Source organism: Bacteroides sedimenti, assembly GCF_040365225.1.
Lineage (GTDB): Bacteria > Bacteroidota > Bacteroidia > Bacteroidales > Bacteroidaceae > Bacteroides > Bacteroides sedimenti.
In genome coordinates, this window is the sequence record NZ_AP028055.1 from 425,765 (window position 1) to 449,790 (window position 24,026).

At 40.8% G+C, this 24,026-nt stretch carries 19 protein-coding genes; 14 read left to right on the forward strand and 5 right to left on the reverse strand.

The window, feature by feature from the left end:
- The first annotated feature begins 260 nt into the window (after positions 1-260).
- The 5 genes from ABWU87_RS01580 (at position 261) to ABWU87_RS01600 (ending at position 3,162) form a co-directional block, all read left to right on the forward strand.
- Positions 261-605, forward strand: coding sequence for a hypothetical protein (locus ABWU87_RS01580; RefSeq protein ID WP_353332639.1), 345 nt, complete (start codon positions 261-263; stop codon positions 603-605).
- A 134-nt stretch (positions 606-739) separates the two neighbouring features.
- Positions 740-1,306, forward strand: a complete 567-nt coding sequence (locus ABWU87_RS01585) for a hypothetical protein (protein WP_353332641.1) — start codon at positions 740-742, stop codon at positions 1,304-1,306.
- A 23-nt stretch (positions 1,307-1,329) separates the two neighbouring features.
- Positions 1,330-1,509 carry a hypothetical protein gene (locus ABWU87_RS01590; RefSeq protein WP_353332643.1) on the forward strand — a complete coding sequence of 60 codons (180 nt, stop codon included), beginning with the start codon at positions 1,330-1,332 and terminating at the stop codon, positions 1,507-1,509.
- 321 nt (positions 1,510-1,830) lie between these two features.
- The gene (locus tag ABWU87_RS01595; protein ID WP_353332645.1) at positions 1,831-2,769 is read left to right on the forward strand and encodes a tetratricopeptide repeat protein; all 939 of its coding nucleotides are present in this window, start codon (positions 1,831-1,833) and stop codon (positions 2,767-2,769) included.
- 210 nt (positions 2,770-2,979) lie between these two features.
- A complete protein-coding gene (locus tag ABWU87_RS01600) occupies positions 2,980-3,162 on the forward strand; it encodes a hypothetical protein (protein ID WP_353332647.1) in 183 nt (60 codons plus the stop codon).
- A gap of 46 nt (positions 3,163-3,208) precedes the next feature.
- On the opposite strand, the gene ABWU87_RS01605 is transcribed toward ABWU87_RS01600, so the two are convergent.
- Positions 3,209-4,270 (reverse strand): DUF4831 family protein, encoded by a 1,062-nt coding sequence (locus tag ABWU87_RS01605; RefSeq protein WP_353332649.1) that lies wholly within the window; start codon positions 4,268-4,270, stop codon positions 3,209-3,211.
- A gap of 83 nt (positions 4,271-4,353) precedes the next feature.
- Positions 4,354-5,874, reverse strand: a complete 1,521-nt coding sequence (locus ABWU87_RS01610; protein ID WP_353332651.1) for an NAD(P)H-hydrate dehydratase — start codon at positions 5,872-5,874, stop codon at positions 4,354-4,356.
- Positions 5,875-6,004: 130 nt separating this feature from the next.
- Here ABWU87_RS01610 and ABWU87_RS01615 point away from each other — a divergent pair, with 130 nt between their 5' ends.
- From ABWU87_RS01615 to ABWU87_RS01640, 6 genes are all read left to right on the forward strand, one after another.
- On the forward strand, positions 6,005-7,543 hold the full coding sequence (locus ABWU87_RS01615) for a peptide MFS transporter (RefSeq protein ID WP_353332653.1): 1,539 nt from the start codon (positions 6,005-6,007) through the stop codon (positions 7,541-7,543).
- 109 nt (positions 7,544-7,652) lie between these two features.
- Complete coding sequence (gene hpt / locus ABWU87_RS01620; RefSeq protein ID WP_353332655.1) at positions 7,653-8,189, forward strand: hypoxanthine phosphoribosyltransferase; 537 nt, start codon at positions 7,653-7,655, stop codon at positions 8,187-8,189.
- 27 nt (positions 8,190-8,216) lie between these two features.
- Positions 8,217-8,786 (forward strand): adenylate kinase, encoded by a 570-nt coding sequence (locus tag ABWU87_RS01625; RefSeq protein ID WP_353332657.1) that lies wholly within the window; start codon positions 8,217-8,219, stop codon positions 8,784-8,786.
- Positions 8,787-8,805: 19 nt separating this feature from the next.
- A complete protein-coding gene (gene obgE, locus ABWU87_RS01630; RefSeq protein WP_353332659.1) occupies positions 8,806-9,963 on the forward strand; it encodes a GTPase ObgE in 1,158 nt (385 codons plus the stop codon).
- Positions 9,960-10,772 carry a peptidoglycan editing factor PgeF gene (gene pgeF / locus ABWU87_RS01635; RefSeq protein ID WP_353332661.1) on the forward strand — a complete coding sequence of 271 codons (813 nt, stop codon included), beginning with the start codon at positions 9,960-9,962 and terminating at the stop codon, positions 10,770-10,772. Before obgE ends, pgeF begins: the two co-directional genes overlap by 4 nt.
- A gap of 9 nt (positions 10,773-10,781) precedes the next feature.
- Positions 10,782-11,444 (forward strand): B3/B4 domain-containing protein, encoded by a 663-nt coding sequence (locus ABWU87_RS01640; protein ID WP_353332664.1) that lies wholly within the window; start codon positions 10,782-10,784, stop codon positions 11,442-11,444.
- A gap of 453 nt (positions 11,445-11,897) precedes the next feature.
- On the opposite strand, the gene ABWU87_RS01645 is transcribed toward ABWU87_RS01640, so the two are convergent.
- Positions 11,898-12,623 carry a hypothetical protein gene (locus ABWU87_RS01645; RefSeq protein ID WP_353332666.1) on the reverse strand — a complete coding sequence of 242 codons (726 nt, stop codon included), beginning with the start codon at positions 12,621-12,623 and terminating at the stop codon, positions 11,898-11,900.
- A gap of 219 nt (positions 12,624-12,842) precedes the next feature.
- On the opposite strand from ABWU87_RS01645, the gene ABWU87_RS01650 reads away from it, so the two are divergent.
- Both ABWU87_RS01650 and ABWU87_RS01655 read left to right on the forward strand, forming a co-directional pair.
- Complete coding sequence (locus ABWU87_RS01650; protein ID WP_353332668.1) at positions 12,843-13,547, forward strand: SIMPL domain-containing protein; 705 nt, start codon at positions 12,843-12,845, stop codon at positions 13,545-13,547.
- Positions 13,548-13,666: 119 nt separating this feature from the next.
- Entirely contained in the window at positions 13,667-16,204 is a 2,538-nt protein-coding gene (locus ABWU87_RS01655; RefSeq protein WP_353332670.1) for a sodium-translocating pyrophosphatase, read from the forward strand.
- A gap of 93 nt (positions 16,205-16,297) precedes the next feature.
- Here the strand turns inward: ABWU87_RS01655 and ABWU87_RS01660 are convergent, their stop codons facing one another.
- Positions 16,298-17,728: a SusD/RagB family nutrient-binding outer membrane lipoprotein gene (locus ABWU87_RS01660; RefSeq protein WP_353332672.1), complete on the reverse strand. Its 1,431-nt coding sequence runs from the start codon at positions 17,726-17,728 to the stop codon at positions 16,298-16,300.
- Between the two features lie 11 nt (positions 17,729-17,739).
- Positions 17,740-20,901 (reverse strand): SusC/RagA family TonB-linked outer membrane protein, encoded by a 3,162-nt coding sequence (locus ABWU87_RS01665; RefSeq protein WP_353332674.1) that lies wholly within the window; start codon positions 20,899-20,901, stop codon positions 17,740-17,742.
- 522 nt (positions 20,902-21,423) lie between these two features.
- On the opposite strand from ABWU87_RS01665, the gene galB reads away from it, so the two are divergent.
- Positions 21,424-23,919 (forward strand): beta-galactosidase GalB, encoded by a 2,496-nt coding sequence (galB, locus tag ABWU87_RS01670; protein ID WP_353332676.1) that lies wholly within the window; start codon positions 21,424-21,426, stop codon positions 23,917-23,919.
- Positions 23,920-24,026: the final 107 nt, after the last annotated feature.

Sequence of the window (24,026 nt, forward strand, 5' to 3'; positions counted from 1 at the left end):
ATAAATTGTATTAAAAATGAATGTCCCTATTAATGAGTTATTTAATTTTATGAAGAAGAATTATAGCAATCTCTAATATGCCTACAATGTCAATGAAAATAGATAAAAAATAGTACTTAAAAAGTTACAAACATTTAATATGAATTACTATATTTACTGAGTCAGCAAAAAATAGAGAGTATCAACGTTGATTTTGCTTTTGCTGTTGTAGGAACAAATGGGTTATGAATACAAGTTGTTAACAATTAGAATTCTGTTTTATGAATAAGGTACTTATTATTGTTGTATGTTTTCTATTAATGTCTTGTAAAGCAGATAATTTGATTAGAAATAACAATATTGCAAAACTTGTGTTGGTTGAATTACTTGATCAAAACAAGGAAAAACAACATGCTGTCAATAATAGAGATTCAATAAACAGTTTAGTTAAAACTATAAATAGTGCGGATAAAGACCCGGCTGTTTTTATAACGAAATATAAAATTATTATCTATTATAATGACAATGTGAATGACACTGTCTTATGCAATTCAAAAAGAATTAAGGTTGATGGTATAACATATAAATTGGATAAGAATCTAAAGGAAATAATTTCAGCTCCTTAAATAAGGAATTACCCCCATATGAGCTAAAGATTGCATCCTCGCCTTGGAGGCACAAAGTTCCTAGCCAAAAGAGTGTGCATTGCAAGGCGGAATAAAAAGGTAAAGACTTAAATGGAACGTAAAGATATATATGTATGAGAAGAAAAGTACGAAAGGTAATTCTGCCATTTTTCATTGTCTTACTTCTTACAATGATTTTTGTTAGTTGCAAAGTCGAGTCCAAGCATAAAGGATTTACTTTGCAAAATTTTAAGGTCGTAAATGGTCAATTGGATTCAATTATACGTGGAATTAATGATAGCACGCATATATTGAAACAGAAAGGGTACGTAATAATATTAGTACTAAGAGTCTATGATTCAAAGCCTGAATTCTGTTTAACATCTGCAGAAAAAGAAGCTGTTTCGGAAAAATATATTTATTTAAATAACAGGAGAATTGTTGGTTATCTTGATAACGGAAATGATGAGCCAATAATCATATTATCTACGGATTGTAATAAATATGATTTTGAATCAACCTTTTATACATTCTTAAATCCAACCGGAAAGAAGAAATATTTTGAATATATTTATTTTCCTGATAATCAATATTCTCTAAAGAACGATGGTACCGGATATCCACCTTCATTTTTTGATCCATATTTTTACTATTACCGATATCAAGAAAACAATATTGTACCTGTAACTTATGATAGGTGAAAATATTAAGGTCATAAAACCAAATGAAGAAAGTTGTTTATAAAATAACATACCCAAATGGAAAGATTTACATCGGCAAGGATCTTGTAAATTCGATTAATTATTTTGGAAGTGCTAATAGCAAAATTATTGAGAAGGATTTTACAGACGAACAAAGGCATCAAGAAGGAGATTTTATGGGAATCGGATTATGCAACGGATAAAGAAGTGAATCAAAAGAAATTGAATTTATCCGATTGTATAAATCAAACAACCCTCGAATTGGCTACAATCAATTGCCGAAGTATAATGAATAATAGCTGTGAAAGCACTTATCTTTTCCTCTTTAAATAACCCCGGAACCTTGAAGCTTTATTTTGAAGAATAACTGCCTGATGAATGATGTTTAAAAAAATATTAATCAATAATTCCATAAAATTCGGAAATAAAGGCGTTTAATCCTTAAATAATGGAAAAATATTTGTAAATGATGGTTCGCCTCCCTATCTTTAAATTTAAACTTTATTAATTTAACTAAATCGATTATGATAATTACGTTTAAAGAAATTATGGAGCTGCGAAAAGGCGATAAGGAAAAAGCGTATGAAGTGGCAGAGAATGTGTATAAAAGTAAGGGTGGGGTGTGGGTAAGCCGTGCTTATGCGTGGACGCTATACGACCGGATATCTGCCGAAATAACCAGTGGTGGCTACACAAGTGCAAAGCCATACATACAAGAATTTCTTGAACTTAACATGAGTTCCACCTTTATTATGAACACTCAGTTCTTGCTTCAGATGGAGAGACTTTATAAAGATGCTAATTTCCCGGCTTTAGACGTGCTTAGAAACCGATGCTTTTTCATGGAAGAAGATTGGAAGAAGGAAAAGATAAATGGTGTGTTTAAACCTTCAATTGCCGAAAAATTTGTATCTAAATTTATCAAAGTGTTTGACAGACAATCGGACGTGTCATATTTTATTCATTATAGACCGTTTTTGGAAAGCGCACATAAAAGAATGAAGGATAACATCATGTTCTGTAATTACTTAGGTAAATTGTTAAACAAATATACAAAACAGTACGACAAGGCGTTGCAGCTGATGACTCCGATGGTCAATGAAAACAGCGACTTTTTCATGGTATGGGAAGAGCTTGCAGAAGTGTATCATAATAAAAAGCACTACAAGGAATCACTCGCTTGCTATTGTAAAGCACTTACCTGCACATCGGATGACAAACATTTGTTGAGAATTAAGTTTCGTCTGGGCATGGTGCTTCATAAAATGGGCATGGATAGTGAAGCGAAAACAGAAATTCTTGAAATGGTGGATATCTTAGGTACACAAAATAACTTTGCTTGCCCCAACTGGAATAGCGTGAAAGATATGAAATGGTTTCTGAACGCTATTCCTAAATCGGATAACAAAGCGTTGTATCAGAAACAGAAAAAGGTAGCCGAAAAATTGGTGTTTCAAAAGTAAGGTAATGATTGTTTCTCTAGCACAAATACCGAAATTCTATGCCGGACGTAAGTCCGGCTAAATCGGTACAAGGATAAAGCAAACGAAGCAAGCTGAGAAACGAAAGAAGCGAAGGCGAAGCCAAGCCACCCCCAAAACGAGCGAGCGAAGCGAGCAATGTTAACCGCCCTCCCAATCGCAGCCGCTACGGAAACGAAAAGGACCGGCCTCATGATCGCAGCGTTAAGCGGAGTGAGTTGGTGTAGCGTTAAAAAGAAAAAGCTGTTTGAGCGAAGCGAGTTCTTTTTCTTTAGCGGAACCTGCTCACGGAGTAGCGGAGAGCGTGCAGCCTTGAACTTTTGGTTCTTTTGGTACAAGCCAAAAGAACAAGCATTCAAACCAGCAAAGGCTTGAAAACCCAAAAATGATCTTTTAATCCTTTTGGATCAAGCCAAAAGAACTACTTCACCGTCTCCCTATCAACCTTCATCACTGCCCCGGTAGCCGGGTTAAACGTAACCTTCACTACCGATTTCTTCTCGAACAGACTCTCGGTCAGTGTATCTGTGTTACCAAACTGCGCAATCATGAAATCATCGTCAAACAGATTTTCCTGCGAGGTGAAGATGCTGAAGTGAGCTTTTCCCGGCACGTTATACACGATGCCCTCAATCTTCTTTGGCTTTCCGGTAACAGGAGCCTGTTCGGGAACTGTTTTCAGGTTGGTAAGCGTGTAGTACACCGGTGCCCCTGCCAGGTCGTTCACTCCAAGGACTCCCAGTTTCTTTGAGAAACGGAATGCAACCGCCTTGGTGATGTCTTGTGTAGGATTTATGGTGAACTTGTATGTCTTAGTCTCTTTCTCTACTGTGCCCGAGAATAGTTCTGTGAGAGCCTGCTCCTGTTCGTCCAGCTTCTCGAGCACCAATTTTAGCGATGCGCCGTCCTTTGGCATGCTTTCCACTTCGCCTCTAAGAAGTGAACTTTTGCTCTCTCTTACCTTATAAATTTCTTTCGCCACTAGTTCGGCCACCTTTGCGCTCGATCCGGCCATTAAAATCTCTTCCGTCATGAATTCGCGGGCGTTTGGCTTTTTCTTTAGTGGAGCCGGTGTTTCTTTTACCGGTGCAACTTTCGGCGTGAGTGGAAGATTGATTGATTTGATGATGCCATCTTCTGTGAGTTCCATCAGCGGAGCCAACGTTTTGTCTTTCAGTTTTACGAAGTATGTCTTGGCGGGGTCGGGGGTACCGATGCTTTTTGCTTTCACGCTGGTGAGATCCCAATGCTCTTCTTTGGTGTCCGAAATGCCTGTCAGTCTCAGGTATCGCTCTGCATATTTGCAGAATTCACCCGGGATATAGGTAGATTTTACTGTTTCCACTTCAATTTCAATTACGCTTTTCGGAAGTGCGTACGTAACTCCATACTCCTGACCTTTCCCTCCATAAAGTGAAACATCTGTCTGAGCAAACGAACTTATTGAGAGTAAAAGGCCCAATAATGCTATTGATCTTTTCATATGCAAATTCAGTTTTATGACTTTACCTTATATAATGAGCAAATGTAAGTAAAAATATTCTATGAATCTATTTATTTCTGTCACTAATCAATAGATTGTGTTAATTTTATCCAGGCTGCAGGCAGATTTTCGGCGATATCACTTGCAATAAGCCCTCTTTCGCCCAACTTCTCCTTAGCCATATCGCCTGCCATGCCGTGCAGGTAAACCCCTAGTTTGCAGCTTTCCTCGGAAGTATATCCCTGTGCCAGCAAAGAAACCAGTACACCCGTAAGCACATCGCCGCTGCCAGCTGTTGCCATTCCCGGATTTCCGGTGGGGTTGAAGTAACAGTTTCCTTCGGGGGTGGCTATAACGGTATAGGCTCCCTTCAGCACCACGAAAATTTTGTATGTTGTTGCCAGGTCGCGCGCTTTAGTTAGTCGCAGGAAGCTGCTTTCGCACTTGCCCACCAGGCGTTCCAGCTCTTTAGGATGCGGGGTGAGGATTGAACCGCGGGGGATGGAGTTCATGGCATTGCGGTGCACTGCAAGGATATTCAGCGCATCGGCATCGAGCACCATCGGTTCCTGGCAAAGCCTGATTTGTTCTATCAAAGCAGTGGCTGTCTCTTCCGACTGTCCCAGTCCCGGACCGATTGCCACAGCGGTGTAGTTATCCGGGTAGACAGGCATACTGAAGCAGAACTCGTGTGCGTCATGCCGCACAATAGCTTCGGGAATAGCTGTCTGAAGTATATCATTGTTCTTTAAAGGAGCATGCACGGTAACCATTCCCGCTCCGGTGCGGAGGCAGGCTTTGGCGGCAAGCACGGAGGCGCCTGCCATGCCATACGAACCGGCAATGAGTAGGGCATGACCGTAGTTGCCTTTGTGGTCGAACCGTTTGCGTGGTTTTATAAGTTTCCGGATATCTTCTTCTTCCGTAAAATACCAGGTTGTAAATGTTTCTTCTATTCCTTTCTGACTTAAACCGATATCAAGAAGCTCCCATTCGCCTAAATAATCTGCATTTTCGGCAAAAAAGAACGATAGTTTCGGAAGTTGTAAAGATAGCGTCTTATCAGCGCGAATGATATGGTTTCTGATATTATAGGTGTTGTCTTCGCACATTAAACCGGATGGCAAATCGATAGAAACTACAGTTGAGGGTGATGCGTTAATGTAATTTACCACTGCGGCAAACCCTCCGGAGAGTGCTTTCTTGATTCCTGAACCAAAAAGACCATCGATTACCAAACAATCTTTATCCAGAACAGGAGGTTCGAACTTACTGGTTACCTCTGTAAATTCCACGTTGCTGTTCTCAAGCAGGCGGTCTCTGTTGGTTGCGCAATCTTCCGAAAGATGTTCGGAGGTGTTGAATAGGTAGGCCTTTACACGGTAACCGCGTTCGCCCAGCAATCGTGATACGGCAAGCGCGTCGCCGCCGTTGTTGCCCGGTCCGGCAAACACAACCACCGGAGTTTCATTGCCGCGGTATTTCATGATGGCACCGGTCAAAGCGGTGGCTGCCCTTTCCATCAGGTCGATGGAAGCAATAGGTTCTTGTTCTATGGTATAAGCATCTAGCTGTTTAATCTGTATGCCTGGAAATATTTTCATCTTGAATCGTATTATTATTGCGCAAAAGTACTAAAAAGGGCACAAAAAAGTGAACTGTTTGCTATTAAACTACTGTAAAATCACTACTTTTGCATCCAATTAATAAAAATAAAGAATAATATAACATCTTATGAGTCATTCAAAAGGGCATCCTAAAGGTCTCTATCTGATCTTTGCCACAGGAACCGCGGAGCGTTTCAGCTACTACGGTATGCGTGCAATCTTCATTTTGTTTTTAACCAAAGCTTTATTGATGGATACTCAGCTGGCATCTTCCATTTACGGAAGTTACACCGGGCTGGTATATTTAACTCCGCTGATTGGTGGTTACGTGGCAGACAAGTTCTGGGGCATCAGACGATCTGTGTTCTGGGGAGCGATAATGATGGGGATAGGGCAGTTCCTGCTGTTCCTGAGTGCTTCGTTCTTGAAATCGGTTGAGCTTTCGCACTGGCTGATGTATGGCGGATTAGGATTTATCATATTTGGTAACGGTTTCTTTAAGCCGACTATCACTACCCTGGTGGGACAGCTGTACGAACCTGGCGACAGGCGTCTGGATACGGCTTACACCATCTTCTATATGGGTGTGAATGTGGGTGCCTTCATTGCGCCGCTGGTTTGCGGTTATTTCGGTGATACCGGTAATGCGGAAGACTTTAAATGGGGATTCCTGATTGCGGCAATCGGTATTCTGATGACAATTATCTTATTCGAAACTCAGAAGAACAAATACCTCGTTTCTCCTACCGGAGAGCAGATTGGTATTCTTCCCGATGCCCATAAGCTGAAGGAAAGCGAAGAGGGAAATAATCAACCTACCATCTCGAAAGAGGATGCTATCAAGAAAGCACTTTTCTTTTCGGGGCTTACAGTGGTGCTTTTTGCTGTGTTTAAATGGGTGTTCGACGCGGAATTTATCAGTGCCGGTATCTTCTCGGCATGTATCGGTATTCCGGCTTACATTATCTTCGATAGTTCTCTGACAAAAATTGAAAGACAACGTATATTGGTAATCTATATCATTGCTTTCTTCGTAATCTTCTTCTGGGCGGCTTACGAACAGGCTGGATCTTCACTAACCCTCTTTGCCGACAGACAGACGGATCGTTCTATCTTTGGATGGGAGATGCCTGCTTCTTACTTCCAGGCGTTTAACCCGCTGTTTGTAGTGGCGCTGGCTTTTGTTATGCCGGCTGTGTGGGGCTTCCTGAATAGAAGAAATATGGAACCTTCTTCTCCTGCTAAACAGGCTATTGGGCTCTTCCTTTTGTCCTTGGGATACCTGTTCATTGCTTACGGCGTGAAGGATTTGCAACCGGGTGTAAAGGTGAGTATGCTTTGGCTTACAGGTCTTTACTTTATCCATACAATAGGCGAGATGGCATTGTCGCCAATCGGCTTGTCAATGGTAAACCGACTTACTCCGGTACGTTTCGCTTCACTGATGATGGGGGTATGGTATCTGTCTACAGCCGCTGCCAACAAGTTTGCCGGAACGCTGAGTGGATTGTATCCTGAAGCAGGAAAAGCGAAGCATCTGTTTGGTATTGAAATTGCATCATTGCACGATTTCTTTATGGTATTCGTAGTAATGTCAGGGGTGTCGGCGGTTATACTCTTCTGCTTGACAAAGCAGTTGCAGAAACTAATGCACGGTGTAAAATAAGAAATTGCAGAAGGTACTTGATTGCTTTAAAGGAAAAAGAGATGGCATTCTTGCATTTCATTCCATAAAAAGTAGTACTTTTGCACCAATTATACAAAAAATAATTGTTATGAAAACAATTCAGATAAAAGATAAAACATTTGCTCTTTCTATTGAAGCTGAGAGCATTCAGAAAGAAGTTACTCGTGTTGCGAATGAAATCAATCGTGACCTGAAAGATGAAAGTCCGATATTTGTCAGTGTACTTAACGGATCTTTTATGTTTACTGCCGATTTGATGAAGCAAATTGATATACCCAGCAAGGTTACTTTTGTGAAACTTGCTTCTTATGAGGGGGTTGCTTCTACAGGAGTTATCAAGGAGGTTGTTGGATTATCTGAGGATATTCAGGGAAAGACAGTGGTTATTGTGGAAGATATTGTTGATACAGGACTTACTATGCAACGTCTGGTTGAAACACTTGGAACACGCAACCCTAAAGCGATTCATATTGCAACTTTATTGGTAAAACCGGATAAACTGCAGGTGGAACTAGATATCAAATATTGTGCAATGCGTATCCCGAATGATTTTATTGTAGGATATGGATTGGACTACGACGGTTACGGACGTAACTATCCTGATATCTATACAATAGCTGAATAATTTTAATATAAATAAGGATAAAAAGAAATGTTGAACATTGTTATTTTTGGTGCTCCGGGTTCAGGAAAAGGAACACAAAGTGAACGTATTATTGAAAAATTTGGTTTGAACCATATCTCAACCGGAGATGTGCTTCGTGCAGAAATCAAGAACGAAACAGCGCTGGGTAAAACAGCTAAAGGATATATTGACCAAGGACAATTGCTTCCTGATGAACTGATTATCAATATTCTTGCAAGTGTATTGGATGGCATGAAAGAAAGCAAAGGGGTTATCTTTGACGGATTTCCAAGAACTATCCCACAGGCAGAGGCACTGAAGGTGATGCTGAACGAAAGAGGACAGGATGTTTCTGTTATGTTAGACCTTGATGTTCCTGAAGAAGAACTGGTAACTCGTCTGCTGAAGCGCGGTGAAGAGTGTGGACGTGCGGATGATAACATGGAAACTATCAAAAAACGTCTGCTGGTTTACAATACTCAGACTTCTCCGTTGAAGGAATACTATAAGAAAGAAGGCAAATACCAGTATATTAAAGGTCTTGGAACAATGGAAGGTATCTTCTCTGACATTGTTTCTGCTGTAGAAAGTTTATAATTTTGATAATGATATAATTATGGCTGAATCGAATTTTGTTGACTACGTTAAAATCTACTGCCGATCCGGCAAGGGAGGTAGAGGCTCTACGCATATGCGCAGGGAAAAATATATCCCAAATGGCGGACCAGACGGTGGCGACGGTGGTAGAGGAGGTCATATCATTTTACGTGGTAACCGGAACTACTGGACGCTGCTTCACCTGAAATACGAACGTCATGCCATGGCAGGACACGGAGAATCGGGAGGAAAACAGCGAAGCTTTGGTAAGGATGGTGCGGATAAGATAATTGAAGTACCTTGCGGAACGGTAGTATACAACGCTGAAACAGGCGAGTATATTTGTGACGTTACGGAACACGGACAGGAAGTGATGCTGCTGAAAGGCGGTCGCGGTGGATTGGGTAACTGGCATTTTAAGACTGCTACCCGTCAGGCGCCTCGTTTTGCACAACCTGGCGAACCGATGCAGGAACTCACCATCATCATGGAGCTGAAGCTTCTGGCCGATGTGGGGTTGGTAGGATTCCCCAATGCGGGAAAATCTACTTTGCTTTCCGTGGTATCGGCAGCGAAACCAAAGATTGCCAATTATCCGTTTACCACTCTTGAACCCAATCTGGGTATCGTATCCTATCGCGAAGGGAAATCTTTTGTGATGGCCGATATACCGGGCATTATCGAAGGCGCCAGTGAAGGGAAGGGGCTGGGACTCCGCTTCCTTCGTCATATTGAGCGAAACTCGCTTTTGCTGTTTATGGTTCCTGCTGATGCCGACGATATTAAAAAAGAATACGAAATCCTGCTGAATGAGCTTTCTACATTTAATCCGGAAATGCTCGACAAGCAACGTGTCCTGGCAATTACGAAATGTGATATGCTAGACCAGGAACTGATGGATGAAATGGAAAAGACACTGCCCGAAAATATTCCGCATGTGTTTATTTCGTCAATCACCGGTCTGGGCATTAATCAGTTGAAAGATATGCTTTGGGAAGAACTGAACAAAGAGAGCAACAAGATTGAATCTATTGTTCATCGTCCTAAAGATGTTACGAGATTAAAAGCAGAATTACAAGAAATGGGCGAGGATGAGGACTTTGAGTACTCCTACGAAGATGAGGAGGAGGACGATGAGTACTACGTGGATGAAGAAGATTGGGAAGAAGAAGAATGACAGAACTAACAGAAGATAAAGTAATATTGGGTTTCGAGCAGTTTTGCTCGATTCCTGATATTTCTCATTTTATAACCACCCGTCAGGGAGGTTGTAGCGAAGATACCTTCGCATCGTTTAACTGTGCCCCGTTCTCGGGCGATGCTCCTGAAAGAGTGAAGCGTAATCAGGAAGTGCTGTGCGCTAAATTAGGCATTAATCAGCAAAATCTGGTTATCCCGTTTCAGACGCACGGAACTACCATACGGGCAATTGACGCTTTCTATCTGAGTCTTTCTCCGGAAGAGCAACACAGAAGGCTTCACGGGGTGGATGCATTGATATCTGACCTGAAAGGAATGTGCCTGTGTGTCTCTACTGCCGATTGTGCGCCGGTTTTGCTCTATGACAGTGTGAATAAGGCTGTAGCGGTTGTTCATGCAGGATGGAGAGGTACGGTGGCAAAAATAGTTAAGCAGACCCTGGATTTGATGGAGCAGACCTATAACACGGAAGCTAAGGATGTGATGGCCGCTATTGGCCCAAGCATTTCAGCAGATGCCTTCGAGGTAGGGAATGAGGTGTACGAGGCATTCCAGAAAGTAGGCTTTGATATGGAACGGATTGCTTCATGGAATGAGGAATCGCAGAAGTATCACATCGATTTGTGGGAAGCCAATCGTTTGCAACTGATGGAAGCGGGCGTTGAGTCCGAAAACATAGAGATTTCGGGGATCTGTACCTACGAAAATCACAATCGCTTTTTCTCTGCCCGCCGTCTGGGAACCAAATCCGGACGAATCTTGTCGGGCATCATGTTGAATAAGTAACTACTCAAAATGTTTACACTGAAAGTATCTGAAGAAGTCCGCAAAGCTTGTCCCGATTATGTTGGCGCGGCCATTTACGCCAAAGTAACAAATAGTGCCCATAGCGAGGGACTGTGGAAAATAATTGGTGAGGTTTCGGCCCAGTACAAAGCTTCGCACCAGATAGATGAGGTGAAAAAGAACCAACACATTCTTGCCACGCGTAATGCCTACAAGAAGTTTGGGAAAGACCCAAACCGTTATCGCCCTTCGGCAGAGGCACTCTGCAGGCGAATTCTTCGGGATTTACCGCTTTACAGGATTGATACGCTCGTAGACTTGATCAACTTGGTATCGATTCAAACCGGATACTCCATCGGAGGTTTTGATGCAGGAAAGATTTCGGGCAACGAACTTGAACTCGGAGTAGGAAAGGCGGACGAACCGTTTGAAGGCATCGGTCGTGGAATTCTGAATATTGAGGGATTACCGGTAATTAGGGATGCTGTGGGAGGTATAGGTACTCCAACCAGTGACAATGAACGCACCAAGCTTTCTGTTGAAACTACCGAACTGCTGGCAATCATCAACGGATACAGCGGACGCGAGGGACTAACCGAAGCGGTAGATTATATGCAATCACTGCTCCGCGAATTCGCAGGTTCCGACGGTGGTGAAGTGGTCTATTTTTGATTTAGCTCTGTCTTTGAAAACAGGCTTCTTGATTTCTGTATAATGGGAAGTGAACTATTTCTTGTTTTATCTGCACTCGATGCTGCGTTTTAAAAGAATGGAAATATCTAATTTACCTTTTTCTTTTAAAGTGGCTTCCTGTTTTTTGCATCAGATGAAATGATCTGTTTCTTGTTTTATCTCTGTCATTGAAAACTAATGGTGTGGCTTACCTAATCAGGAAAAGATACTTGTTTCTGGCGAACCTTTATCCTTGAAATTCAGTTTCCTGTTCCCGCTCCAGGCAAAGTGCTCTATATCAGGTTTAGCTTCGTCTTTGAAAAAAGGTTTCCTGTTTCTACTCCAGACGAAGTAGTCTATTCCCGATTCACTCTCATTTTTGAAAACAGGTTTCTGTATTCACTTCGGATTAAATGGACTATTTCTGGCAGTATCTGTACTCGATGCTGCGTTTTAAAAAGTGGGAATAGTATCTCTCTGAATAGGAACCTCCAGTTTTTGCTCTTCAACAGGCTGGTTCTTCATTGTCCGCGGATTGAATTCATACATCATAAAAATAACCAGAACGTAGCAGAGTATCATCAGAGTAGAGAATGCCAGAATGCTTCGACCTCTTTTCTTTACTTTCAGCAAACGGATAAGGCGGAACAGGGAGTAAACTAATCCGGCCGCCATGGCAATTCCTACCAGATAGGGCAGAACTCCCAGGAAGAGGAAAACAATGAAGTAGATTATATAATATAGTATAACTGCCGAAATAACCGGTATCAGGACAAACATGGTAAGGCCGGGAAGGATGTATTTCCGCATTACGCCTTTCTTCTCTTCGGTTACAGGAATTACTTCCGGTTCTGAAAGCGGTTCAATCACCTCTTTTTTAAGTTTTATTCCTAGTCCTAATATGCCTAATTTATGCGCCAGAGCAATAAATACCCCGATAAACCACATGATACAGAGAATAGCTATATCATCAAGAATATTAAAGCTTAACGGATTCTCAAAATAGGAGAGCGAACCGTTGATTATAAGGTAGCCGGCCCATGCGGTAAGCAGGGCAAGTAGACAAACCACACTGATTACTATTTTTTTCCATTTACTGTCTTTAGCGGAATTCTTTTCCAACCATGCCTGAACGTCGGGATTCATTGCTCCGTTAGGTTCTCTTGATTCTGTATCCATATATACTAAGTTTAAGCTGAAAACAAAGATAATCTTTTTTTAGTCTGATATTAAAACATCTGAATTATTATTTCTGTTTTCAGCAGTTCGTGAAAGTTTATCGTGATAGTAAAAATGTTCTGTGGCAGGGTAGGATAAAAAACTAATTATTTAGTTGGAAAAGTCATCCTTAATTGGTAAGTTTGACAAACATTATAAACTAAATGCGGAGGATTTATTATGAAAAACTTAGTAAAAGAGGCAGTGCTCATCGCACTTGGACTATTTCTTTTGGGAATTTGTATTAAGAAAGGAATCAATGACTTTAAGGATAAAGACCGGGTGGTTTCGGTAAAAGGACTGGCTGAAATCGAAGTCCCCGCAAATAAAGTAACTTGGCCGCTTATGTTTAAAGATTTGGGCGACGACCTGCCGTCTCTCTATACTAATATAAATGCCAAAAACAATGCTATTGTAAACTTCCTGAAGTCGAAAGGTATTTCTGAGAAGGAGATTACCATTGCAGCCCCCGAAATTATTGATATGGAAGCTGAAAGATATGCCAGCAATCCACGTCCGCCATTTCGTTACAACGTGACTTCGGTTATTACTGTTACCTCTGATAAGGTGGATAAGATTCGCGGAATGATGAGAGAGCAGAGCGAACTGCTGAAACAAGGCATTGCTCTTACTGGCGGTGACTATCGGTATAATGTAACCTACGACTTCACGAAGCTGAACGATGTAAAACCGCAGATGATTGAAAATGCCACAAAAAATGCACGCTTGGCTGCCGAAAAGTTTGCAAAAGATTCGGATAGCAAGCTCGGAAAGATAAAGAGAGCCAACCAGGGACAGTTTTCCATCGATAACCGCGATGCCAATACTCCTTATATTAAAAGCATCAGGGTGGTAACCACCGTTGACTATTATCTGGAAGATTAAGAACTTACTAATATTTTAAATAATTAAATTTATATAAAATTGTTGGCCGTTTATAAATAATAGCTACATTTATAGAGCCTTTTTTAAAACACAAATCTTAATCTTAAACTATGAATGCCATGAATAAACTCATGAAATTTTTCTTTCTTACGAGTGCACTATTCGGATTTAGTTTAAACATGCAGGCTAGTGAAGCTGATCTGGCTATACCTGACCTGCATCAAGGAACTTATCACATTTTCGGTAGTGCTGTCTCATCCTGGGATTTTCTTTTTTATGGTGCTATGATTATTGTTGGAACACTGGGATTCAGTTTGGTACTGTTTCATCAGATTAAGAAACTCAAAGCACACGATTCGATGCTGAAGGTTGCAGAAACCATTTATGCTACGTGTCGTACCTATCTGTTACAGCAAGGTAAATTCCTGCTGATGCTTTTTGCTATTGTAGGCGCTATTCTTTGCATCTATTTCTTCGGACTTCTTGGAAAACCGGTTCATGTAGTGGGCGAAGTATTACTGTTCTCTGTTATCGGTATGCTGGGTTCCTACAGCGTGGCTTGGTACGGAATTCGTGTGAACACTTATGCTAATGCGCGTACAGCTTTTGCTTCTTTGCGAGGTAAACCGCTGGATGTGGTCAATATTCCATTAAAAGCAGGTATGAGTGTGGGGCTTTTCCTTATCTCTCTGGAACTTGTGATGATGGTTATCATCTTGTTGTTTGTTCCGCGCGACCGCGTGGGCATCTGCTTCCTAGGATTTGCAATCGGTGAATCGCTTGGTGCAAGTGCACTGCGTATTGCCGGTGGTATCTTTACCAAAATTGCCGATATCGGTTCCGATTTGATGAAGGTTATCTTCAAGGTAAAAGAGGACGATCCACGTAACCCGGGTGTGATTGCCGACTGTACCGGCGATAATGCAGGTGACAGTGTAGGCCCTACAGCCGATGGTTTTGAAACATACGGTGTAACAGGTGTGGCATTGATTACCTTTATTACATTGGCAATAAAAGACCCACAGGTACAGGCTAAGCTGATTGTGTGGATCTTTGGTATGCGTTTCTTGATGGACTTCCTCTCCGGTTGCTCTTTCTTTATTAATCAGGCAATCTCCAAAAGACTCTATTCAAAAAAGAAATTCTTTAATTTCGAGAATCCGCTGATGCGTCTAATTTGGATTGCTGCAACGCTATGTATTTCTGTTAGCTTCTTTATGAGTCACCTGCTGTTGTCCGACCTGCCAAATCCAACTCTTTGGTGGAAACTGGCTGTGATTATCAGTTGTGGTACGCTTGCTGCTGTGCTTATTCCCGAATTTACAAAGATGTTTACCAGTTCCAAGTCAAATCATGTACAGGAAATTGTGACCGCTTCACGCGAAGGCGGAGCGTCTTTGAATATCCTTTCGGGCATTGTGACTGGTTATCTCAGTGCATTCTGGACAGGTATGCTCATTGTTGCACTGATGACCATTGCATATTTCACTTCAGAAACCGGACTTGTTGAAATCTTGGGAGAACATGCCACCATCTTTGCATTTGGATTAGTAGCCTTTGGTTTCTTATGTATGGGACCTGTTACCATTGCTGTTGACAGTTACGGCCCAGTTACAGATAATGCCCAGTCTGTATTTGAACTTTCACAGATTGAACAGATTCCGAATGTCAGCCAGTCAATTGAGAAAGAATTTGGATTTAAACCAGATTTCGAGGTAGGTAAACATTTCCTTGAAGCAAACGATTCCGCTGGAAATACATTTAAAGCCACAGCCAAGCCGGTATTGATTGGTACTGCGGTGGTAGGAGCTACAACCATGATTTTCTCTATTATTCTGTTGCTAGACAAGGTGGGAATGCTTAAACTTTCTCTTACCGATGCACAGGTTATTCTTGGTTTGATTTGTGGTGGTGCAGTTATTTTCTGGTTCAGCGGAGCTTCCATGCAGGCGGTAACCACAGGAGCTTACCGGGCTGTGGAATTCATCAAAAAGAACTTTGATATGAACAAGAAGGAAGCAGATATAGAAGACTCAAAGGCGGTAGTGAAGATTTGTACACAATATGCTCAGAAAGGAATGTGGAATATCTTTATTGCATTGATTTCACTGACCCTCTCCTTTGCCTTTATGAGTCCGAACTTCTTTGTGGCTTACCTGATTTCGATTGCCGTTTTCGGACTGTTCCAGGCTATCTTTATGGCCAATGCAGGTGGAAGTTGGGATAATGCAAAGAAAGTAGTTGAGGTGGATTTAAAAGAGAAAAACACACTTTTACATGAAGCAGTTGTTGTGGGCGATACTGTGGGTGACCCGTTCAAAGATACATCGTCTGTATCACTAAATCCAATTATTAAGTTCTCTACTCTGTTTGGATTGCTGGCAACAGAAATTTGCATTGAGATGAAGATGAATCCGGCAATGGACTATTCTATGTACATTGCAATTCCGTTCCTGATTATAGGTTTGATCTTTGTATTGCGTACTTTCTATAGCATGAGAATACCAGTTGAAAAATTAGCAGAGGAAGAAAGCAGCGAGGTTCAATACAAGGAGAATCTTGACGAAGTAAATAAAGACAAAGATACTGACGAATTTGTTTCAGAGGACTCAGATATTCTTGTAAAGGAAACGGTTCCTGTAGATAAGAAAATGTAATGTAAGGAACACATAAACAATAAAAAGAATACTCCGAATCCTTGATTTTATTCAAGGAAGCGGAGTATTCTTTTTTAGAACTTAAGTCTTCTGTTAATAAGCATCAAACCATAATTTTGTTATTAGATTATCGGTTCCCTGATGTGCAACAGCTGCTTTATAATTAATTCCATTAAGAGATTGTTCTGCCCCAGGATAAATGAATCGGACCGGGAATTTATTATCCAATACGCTGGCAGGTCCTGCTGTAAGAACCGGATAATCCAATCTTCTCCATTCTGCAAATGCTTCGAGCCCCTGGCCATATAATGAAATCCATTTTTGTTCGCCGATAGATTTTTTGAAATTCGTTTTGTCGTACTGAACATCAGGCTGGGATAAATATGATGAAATGACTGTACTGTTTGTAATTCCAAACTGATTCAGTGAGGCTGTTATAGCTTTGTTGTAAAGTTCTTCACTATTTTGAGTCGTAAATCCACGAGCTGCTGCTTCAGATAAATTGAAAAGAACTTCAGCATAACTATAAAATACAGCTGGTGATTCAGCTTTTAAGAAATAACTTCCAGGTTTGGATGTTTTTGCAAAGCCAAGATTGTTGGCATCTGTTGTGGATAAGCCATTAGGTACTCCTACATAATTTGGTACGCTGGTATCAGTTGGTTTCTGTGCAAAAACAGCCAGACGAGGATCATTGATAGCTGATAATCTATCTACAACCGTTTTTGAAACTCTGTAATCATCACGTGTTTCAAATGAAGCACTGAAAGGATTCTGCTGCGGTGATGCCGTATAGATAAATTGTGCCGTTTCTGTATTGCTGTTAATTAATCCGGCTGATCCATTAAGAACACTGGCTATGACCGATTTCGCTTTTTCCGGTTCTTTATCTGAAATTCTCAAAGCGATGCGTAACCTTAGCGCATTAGCAAATTTCTTCCAAGAAAGGATATTACCAGAGTAAATTATATCTCCTGATATTTTTTGTCCTTTTTCATTGAAAAGAGTCAGCGAATTCTCCAAATCAGCGAGTAATCCGAAATAAACATCTTTTTGATTATCATATTTCGGGATAATGCTTTTCCCAACTTCTGAATAAGGAATATCACCATAGGCGTCTGTAAGTAATAAAAATGCCCATGAACGAAGTGTTAGGGCTACACCTTTATAGTTACTGTTTGCTTTTTCGTCAGTCAGATCCAAAATAGTATTCAGGTTTGTGATAATTTGAGTATATCCGGTATTCCACAGAGATGTAAAGCTACTGTTTGAAAGGATATAGCAATCCGGTTCGGTGTATTGGATTTTAGCCCAATGCTGAACAAATAATAATGAAGAATTATAATTATTTTCACTTCCCCAATAAAGATCCGCCGCTTTTTTTTCAGTAGCAGTGAGTAAATAATCCGGTAGTGGGTCCTCAGTTGCATTTGGGTTAATATTAATATCCGATAATTCGGCCTTGCAGGAAAATCCTGTAACAACAATTAAAAGAAGAGCTAGTTTGATTATATTTTTTTTCATATCATTTTTTTTTAAAATTTAAGACTGATGTTAACTCCATAGCTTCTTGTTGTAGGGAGCGACAAACTCTCAATGCCTTGTGCATTTCCTGTCGAGAAAGCATTTTCAGGATCAATGTTAGGAACATCTTTATAAATGAAGAATAGATTTCTTCCTATTACACCTATACTGGCCCCTGTAAGACTTAGTTTCTTAAGCCATTCACCTCTGAAATTATAGGCAAGTTTTAATTCTCTGAATTTCACGAAGGAAGAACTATAAACATATTGTTCATCAATGCTGTAAGTTGATTTATAATATTGAGAAGCGCTAATAATTTTAGTATTCTGTTTGCCGTCTGTTGTTACGCCTTTAAAGATCATACCATCATCATAAACGGTTTCTCCATTACTTGTTCCTTGTCCGTTTACTGCTGCTACGGTTCCATTTGCTTTTATATTCCCCGGATAATAATAATACAATCCTCCATTTTCAGCACTTCTTCCTGGAAGTGTACTTGCTAATACTCCGGTATAACTTCCGGTTCTATTGGTTCCCGAATAAAGAGAGCCTCCTATACTTGCATCAATTAAGAATGAGAAGTCAAATCCTTTATATGAGAAACTATTTGTAATACCTCCGGTCCAGTCAGGAGTAAATTTACCCAGTATTTTCTTTGTAGGATCAGCTTGTGGAAGTCCATTTGCATTGACAATAATATTTCCAGAGTTGTCTCGCAGATAAGCATTACCAATCAAGGTTCCATAAGGTTTGTCTACTGCAGCTACCACTTGTACACTTCCATACGAACCTATTACGTAATTTTTAATTCTTTTTTCATAATCAAGAACTTTAACCTGGCTTTTGTTTGTTGCGAAGTTTACACCCAAATTCCAGGAGAACTTCGGTTGTTTAATAACTGCGGCATCTAACTGTATTTCGAGACCTTTATTATTAATCTTTCCGGCATTAAGTAGTTTCTGTGAATATCCGCTTGCGGCACTAACATCTAATTTGAGTATCTGATCAATACTATTGGTGTTGTACAATGAAATATCAAGACGTATCCGGTTTCTAAATAGTCCCAGATCTACCCCTAGTTCCGTAGAATTTGTACTTTCTGATTTAAGATTTTCGTTCAATCCAATTCCAGATGATGTTAATTGAGGATTTCCTTTAAATGCCTCAAGAGAATTAAAGGTAGTATATAATTGATACGGATCGGCATCGCTACCCACTTTAGACCATCCACCACGAATCTTGGCAAAACTCACAATACTACTTTTGATATTCAATGCATCTGTTAATATAATGCTGGCATTAACAGATGGATAGAAATATGACTGGTTTTTCTTGGGAAGTGTAGACGACCAGTCGTTTCTTGCTGTGAGATTTAAATATGCATAACTTTTATATCCTATTTGTGCAGAAGCAAATGAACTATATGTACGCAGCTTTGAGTAAAAGTTTGAAGAGACCAGTGGGTCTCTCGAATTTGCAAGAGTGTAAAGCTTGGCAACAGCAAGCCTTGGAGCTTGTTGATAGTTCTGTTCAAACGTACGGTTACGCACATTATATCCACCAAATACATCTAGACTGATCTCTTTATTGATATTTTTATTGTATCTTAAAATGGCTTCCGTGTTTGTTTCGCTAACCCTATATGCATCTTCTTCATAAGAGCCATAAGGTGTTCCGTTTGTGCCATAAGCAATTTTTGCTTTTCTGCGATCATTATAAGTATCTGTTCCAGAACGCAGATTAAAAGTAAGTCCGTCTATAATAGTATAGTTTAGATGGATATCGCCGATAAGACGATCCTTTCTTTGACTGGTTGTGTTATTGTTGGCCACCCAGTACAAATTACTGTAATAGCTGTTGTTCCAGTTATTATTCTGGTTCGCTTTTAATTCATTGATATCCACTTGGCGTCCAAACCAGGCAAACTGTAACATGGCACTTGACGATCTTTTTCCACCGGATGCAGGTAAGTTAGGAGAGTCGTTAATGATATAATTACCTGTAGCCCCAACTTTTAGCCTTTTATTAATGCTGTAGTTTGTGTTCACAGATACATTTGTCTTTCCTGTTTCACTGTTAGGTTCAATACCGTATTGCTTTTCATTATTCAGGGAAAGCCGAATATCATACTTATCTCCTGAACCGGCTATTGAAACGCCGTTGTTATAAGTAAACCCAGTCTTAAAATAGTCTCTGACATTGTTTGGATGGGCAATGAATGGAACTGCTTCTCCATTCGAATTAAACTGAGGAATAAGCTGTCCGTTTAGTTTAGGTCCCCAGCTCTCATCAACTCCGTCATTTACTCCTGCTCCTTTTCCATCTACATAACTAAACAGCCCATTGCCCCCCTGGCCAAATTCATTTTGATACTTGGGCAACGTAAGAATGGAAGACAGAGTCGTGTTAGAATTAAAGGTAATTCCCAACCCTTTCTGTCCCTTTCCTGATTTGGTTTTGATAAGGATTGCTCCATGCGCTGCCCGCGATCCATACAAAGCAGCGGCATTAGGTCCCTTTAAAACACTTAATGTTTCAATGTCTTCGGGGTTGATGTCGGCAATGGCATTCCTGAAATCTCTTGAACCGCCTGCACCCAACTGAGAATTATCTACGGGAATTCCATCAATAACAAATAAAGGTTGATTATAACCGGCAATGGACGTTTCTCCTCGTATAATAATTCGGGAAGAACCAATGTCCCCCTGAGAGTTGGTTATCCTTACTCCGGCAATCTTTCCCGAAAGAGCATTCACTATGTTTGATTCTTTAGCCTCAGATACATCTTTTGATGATAGCTCCTGCGTAGAATATCCCAAAGATTTTTTTTCTTTCGATACCCCCAAAGCTGTAACCACAACCTCGTTAAGTGAATATGCATCAGGTGAAATCTGAATGTTGTATTCGTCACTGCTTGAAATGTTTACTGAATGAGGTTGAAATCCTAAATAACGCAGCTCCAGTTTATGGATGTTTTCATTAATTTCCAAAGTAAACTGCCCATTAGTGTCAGTCAATGTTCCTGTATTTGCTCCTACAGCTTTTACAACCACTCCGGGTAATGAGCTTCCATCTTCGGACGAGGATACTTTTCCACTTATTTTCCTGTTTTTCGCTTCAATGATCGATGTAAACAGAAATAATCCAATAAATAATATAATGATTTTTTTCATGTGTAATCTAAATAAAATAGTTTGTAGAATATTTATAACTCTTTTTCTCTGAACTTTAATATGGTTCAGATAGAAATAAAATATGAGTGTTTAAAATGACTTTTACCTGTCTTATTGATTAATGATCAAAAAGTGCTAATGATATTAAGAGCAGGATTTTGTGTATACGAAAAAGGGAAGTGATTAGCATTGCATACACATTCGCATAGATGAAAAAGAACAATTGAGAGTATCTATAGATACTTTTACTGGACTAAGGAACTCTAAAGCCGAGTGATACTTTTGGGTAATTCTGTAAGATTTCATAATTTATAAGCTTTTTGTTGCATAAATCTTTAATTATCTAAAACTTTTGCAAAGTAACGGATAATCAAAGGCACTCAAAACCCCTCATTTGGGGTATTTATCTACCATAATTAAGGTATGACGACAAACATTTGCAGATAGTTCAATAATCTTAACTTGTTGCATTACCATTATTTCCTTATTTTTGTTCCGAATACACAAATTTATCAAACACTTATGAGAAAATTAATGTTTTTTGCTCTGGTATGGTGCTGTACCGTATGTATGTTGTCAGCGCAGAGCCGTACTGAGTTTTTATTGGAGAAAGGATGGAAGTTCACCCGAACGGACAATCCGGAATCTTATTCTCCCGGTTTTAATGATGCGAAATGGCAATCGGTTGTAGTTCCGCACGACTGGGCAATTTATGGCCCGTTCAGTTCACAGAATGATATGCAGAAGGTGGCTATTTCTCAAGATGGCCAGAAAGCTGCGATGGAACATGCTGGTCGTACAGGCGGTCTTCCTTTTGTGGGTGTGGGCTGGTACAGAATTCACTTCAAAGCCCCTCAGTTTGCAAAGGGGAAGAAAGCATCTATTTTGTTTGATGGTGCAATGAGTCACGCTCGCGTTTATCTCAATGGTAAAGAGGTGGGATTTTGGCCTTACGGTTACAACTCATTCCATTTTGATATTACTTCGTACATGAAAGAGGGTGAAGATAACGTGCTGGCCGTTCGTCTGGAAAACCTGCCTGAGTCTTCTCGCTGGTACCCCGGTGCCGGTCTTTACAGAAATGTACATGTAATTGTAACCGAAGATGCACATATCCCTGTTTGGGGAACTCAGCTCACTACTCCCGAGATTGCTTCTGATTTTGCAAAGGTGAACCTGAAAACCAAACTGGTTCGTCCTGCCGGTTCTAAACTTGATGACTTCCGTTTGGTAACCGAAATAAAGGATGCCAATAATAAGGTTGTTGCAACCAACGAAGCCAAGATTACAAAATATGACGGTGATACGTTCGAACAGAACCTGTTTGTAGACCAACCTAACTTGTGGGATACTGAAAACCCTTACCTCTATAAGGCGGTTTCAAAGTTATACGAAGGTTCTTCTCTGAAGGATGAATATACAACCACATTCGGAATCCGTTCTATTCAGGTGATTCCTGACAAAGGTTTCTTCCTGAACGGAAAGAAAGTCATTTTTAAAGGAGTATGTCTGCACCACGACCTTGGCCCATTGGGCGCAGCAGTGAACGAAGCGGCTCTTCGTCGTCAGATTGTTCTGCTGAAAGATATGGGATGTAATGCCATCCGTACTTCTCACAATATGCCTTCACCTGAACAGATTAAGGTATGTGACGAGATGGGTATGCTGGTAATGGCCGAATCTTTCGATGAATGGAAAGTCGCTAAATGTCAGAATGGCTACAATCTCGTGTTTAATGATTGGGCAGAGAAGGATATGGTGAACCTGATTCACAACTTCCGTAATAATCCTAGTATCGTAATGTGGAGTATTGGTAATGAGGTTCCCGAACAATATACTAAGGGCGGCAACAAGGTGGCGCGCTTCCTGCAGGACATCTGTCACAGAGAAGATCCTACCCGTCCGGTTACTCAAGGAATGGACAATCCGGGAGCTGTTCTGAACAACAACTTTGCAGCAGTGATGGATATTGCCGGAATGAACTATCGTCCTTTTAAATACCCCGAAGCATACGAAAAACTTCAGCAACAGCTGGTGTTGGGTAGCGAAACAGCTTCTACGGTAAGCTCACGCGGTGTATATAAATTCCCGGTTGAGCGCAAATCTATGGCAAAATACGACGACCACCAGTCTTCTGGTTACGATGTGGAGCACTGCGGTTGGTCAAACCTTCCGGAAGATGATTTCATTCAACATGAAGATCTTCCATACTGCATGGGCGAATTTGTGTGGACAGGTATCGATTATTTGGGTGAACCTACTCCATACTATACCGATTGGCCCAGCCACAGTTCCTTGTTTGGTATCATCGACCTTGCCAGCTTGCCGAAAGATAGATTCTACCTCTATCGCAGCCACTGGAATAAGGAGAAAGAGACTCTGCACATCCTTCCTCACTGGAACTGGAAAGGTCGCGAAGGGCAGGTAACTCCGGTGTTTGTATATACAAACTACCCTTCTGCCGAACTCTTTATTAACGGAAAGAGCCAAGGAAAGCGCACAAAAGATCTGTCGGTTACAATTGAAAACAGCAAAGACGATGCTTCCATGAAGGAACTGAAACGTCAGAAACGTTATCGTTTGATGTGGATGGATACTAAATATGAGCCGGGAACAGTGAAGGTTGTTGCTTACGACAAGGATGGCAAGGCGGTTGCTGAAAAAGAAATCCGCACTGCCGGAGCACCTCACCACATTGAACTGGTTGCAGACAGAACTTCGCTCGCTGCCAATGGCAAAGACTTGGCTTACGTTACTGTGAAGATTGTGGACAAAGATGGTAACCTTTGCCCGGATGCCGATCGTTTGGTGAAATTCAAAGTGAATGGTGCCGGCTTCTATCGTGCAGGAGCAAACGGAGATCCTGCTTCTTTGGAACTGTTCCATCTGCCTCAGATGAGTTTGTTCAGCGGTATGCTTACTGCAATTGTTCAGACAACCGAAAAGGGTGGTAAGATTACGTTGGAAGCAACTGCAAAAGGTGTGAAGGGCGGTAAGATTACCCTGGAAAGTAAATAATTATGTGCTTGATGCTCTTTGCTTGAAGCTGTTATAAATAAACGGGTTGCCCACTTAATAGAAAAATTCTAAGCGAGAGCGACTTTGAAAAAGGGACTGAGTACTAA

Bases quoted from the DNA above. Each gene is read 5' to 3' on its own strand.
- ABWU87_RS01580 (WP_353332639.1), top strand. From the start codon at position 261: ATGAATAAGGTACTTATTATTGTTGTATGTTTTCTATTAATGTCTTGT.
- ABWU87_RS01585 (WP_353332641.1), top strand. From the start codon at position 740: ATGAGAAGAAAAGTACGAAAGGTAATTCTGCCATTTTTCATTGTCTTA.
- ABWU87_RS01590 (WP_353332643.1), top strand. From the start codon at position 1,330: ATGAAGAAAGTTGTTTATAAAATAACATACCCAAATGGAAAGATTTAC.
- ABWU87_RS01595 (WP_353332645.1), top strand. From the start codon at position 1,831: ATGATAATTACGTTTAAAGAAATTATGGAGCTGCGAAAAGGCGATAAG.
- ABWU87_RS01600 (WP_353332647.1), top strand. From the start codon at position 2,980: ATGATCGCAGCGTTAAGCGGAGTGAGTTGGTGTAGCGTTAAAAAGAAA.
- ABWU87_RS01605 (WP_353332649.1), bottom strand. From the start codon at position 4,270: ATGAAAAGATCAATAGCATTATTGGGCCTTTTACTCTCAATAAGTTCG.
- ABWU87_RS01610 (WP_353332651.1), bottom strand. From the start codon at position 5,874: ATGAAAATATTTCCAGGCATACAGATTAAACAGCTAGATGCTTATACC.
- ABWU87_RS01615 (WP_353332653.1), top strand. From the start codon at position 6,005: ATGAGTCATTCAAAAGGGCATCCTAAAGGTCTCTATCTGATCTTTGCC.
- hpt (WP_353332655.1), top strand. From the start codon at position 7,653: ATGAAAACAATTCAGATAAAAGATAAAACATTTGCTCTTTCTATTGAA.
- ABWU87_RS01625 (WP_353332657.1), top strand. From the start codon at position 8,217: ATGTTGAACATTGTTATTTTTGGTGCTCCGGGTTCAGGAAAAGGAACA.
- obgE (WP_353332659.1), top strand. From the start codon at position 8,806: ATGGCTGAATCGAATTTTGTTGACTACGTTAAAATCTACTGCCGATCC.
- pgeF (WP_353332661.1), top strand. From the start codon at position 9,960: ATGACAGAACTAACAGAAGATAAAGTAATATTGGGTTTCGAGCAGTTT.
- ABWU87_RS01640 (WP_353332664.1), top strand. From the start codon at position 10,782: ATGTTTACACTGAAAGTATCTGAAGAAGTCCGCAAAGCTTGTCCCGAT.
- ABWU87_RS01645 (WP_353332666.1), bottom strand. From the start codon at position 12,623: ATGGATACAGAATCAAGAGAACCTAACGGAGCAATGAATCCCGACGTT.
- ABWU87_RS01650 (WP_353332668.1), top strand. From the start codon at position 12,843: ATGAAAAACTTAGTAAAAGAGGCAGTGCTCATCGCACTTGGACTATTT.
- ABWU87_RS01655 (WP_353332670.1), top strand. From the start codon at position 13,667: ATGAATAAACTCATGAAATTTTTCTTTCTTACGAGTGCACTATTCGGA.
- ABWU87_RS01660 (WP_353332672.1), bottom strand. From the start codon at position 17,728: ATGAAAAAAAATATAATCAAACTAGCTCTTCTTTTAATTGTTGTTACA.
- ABWU87_RS01665 (WP_353332674.1), bottom strand. From the start codon at position 20,901: ATGAAAAAAATCATTATATTATTTATTGGATTATTTCTGTTTACATCG.
- galB (WP_353332676.1), top strand. From the start codon at position 21,424: ATGAGAAAATTAATGTTTTTTGCTCTGGTATGGTGCTGTACCGTATGT.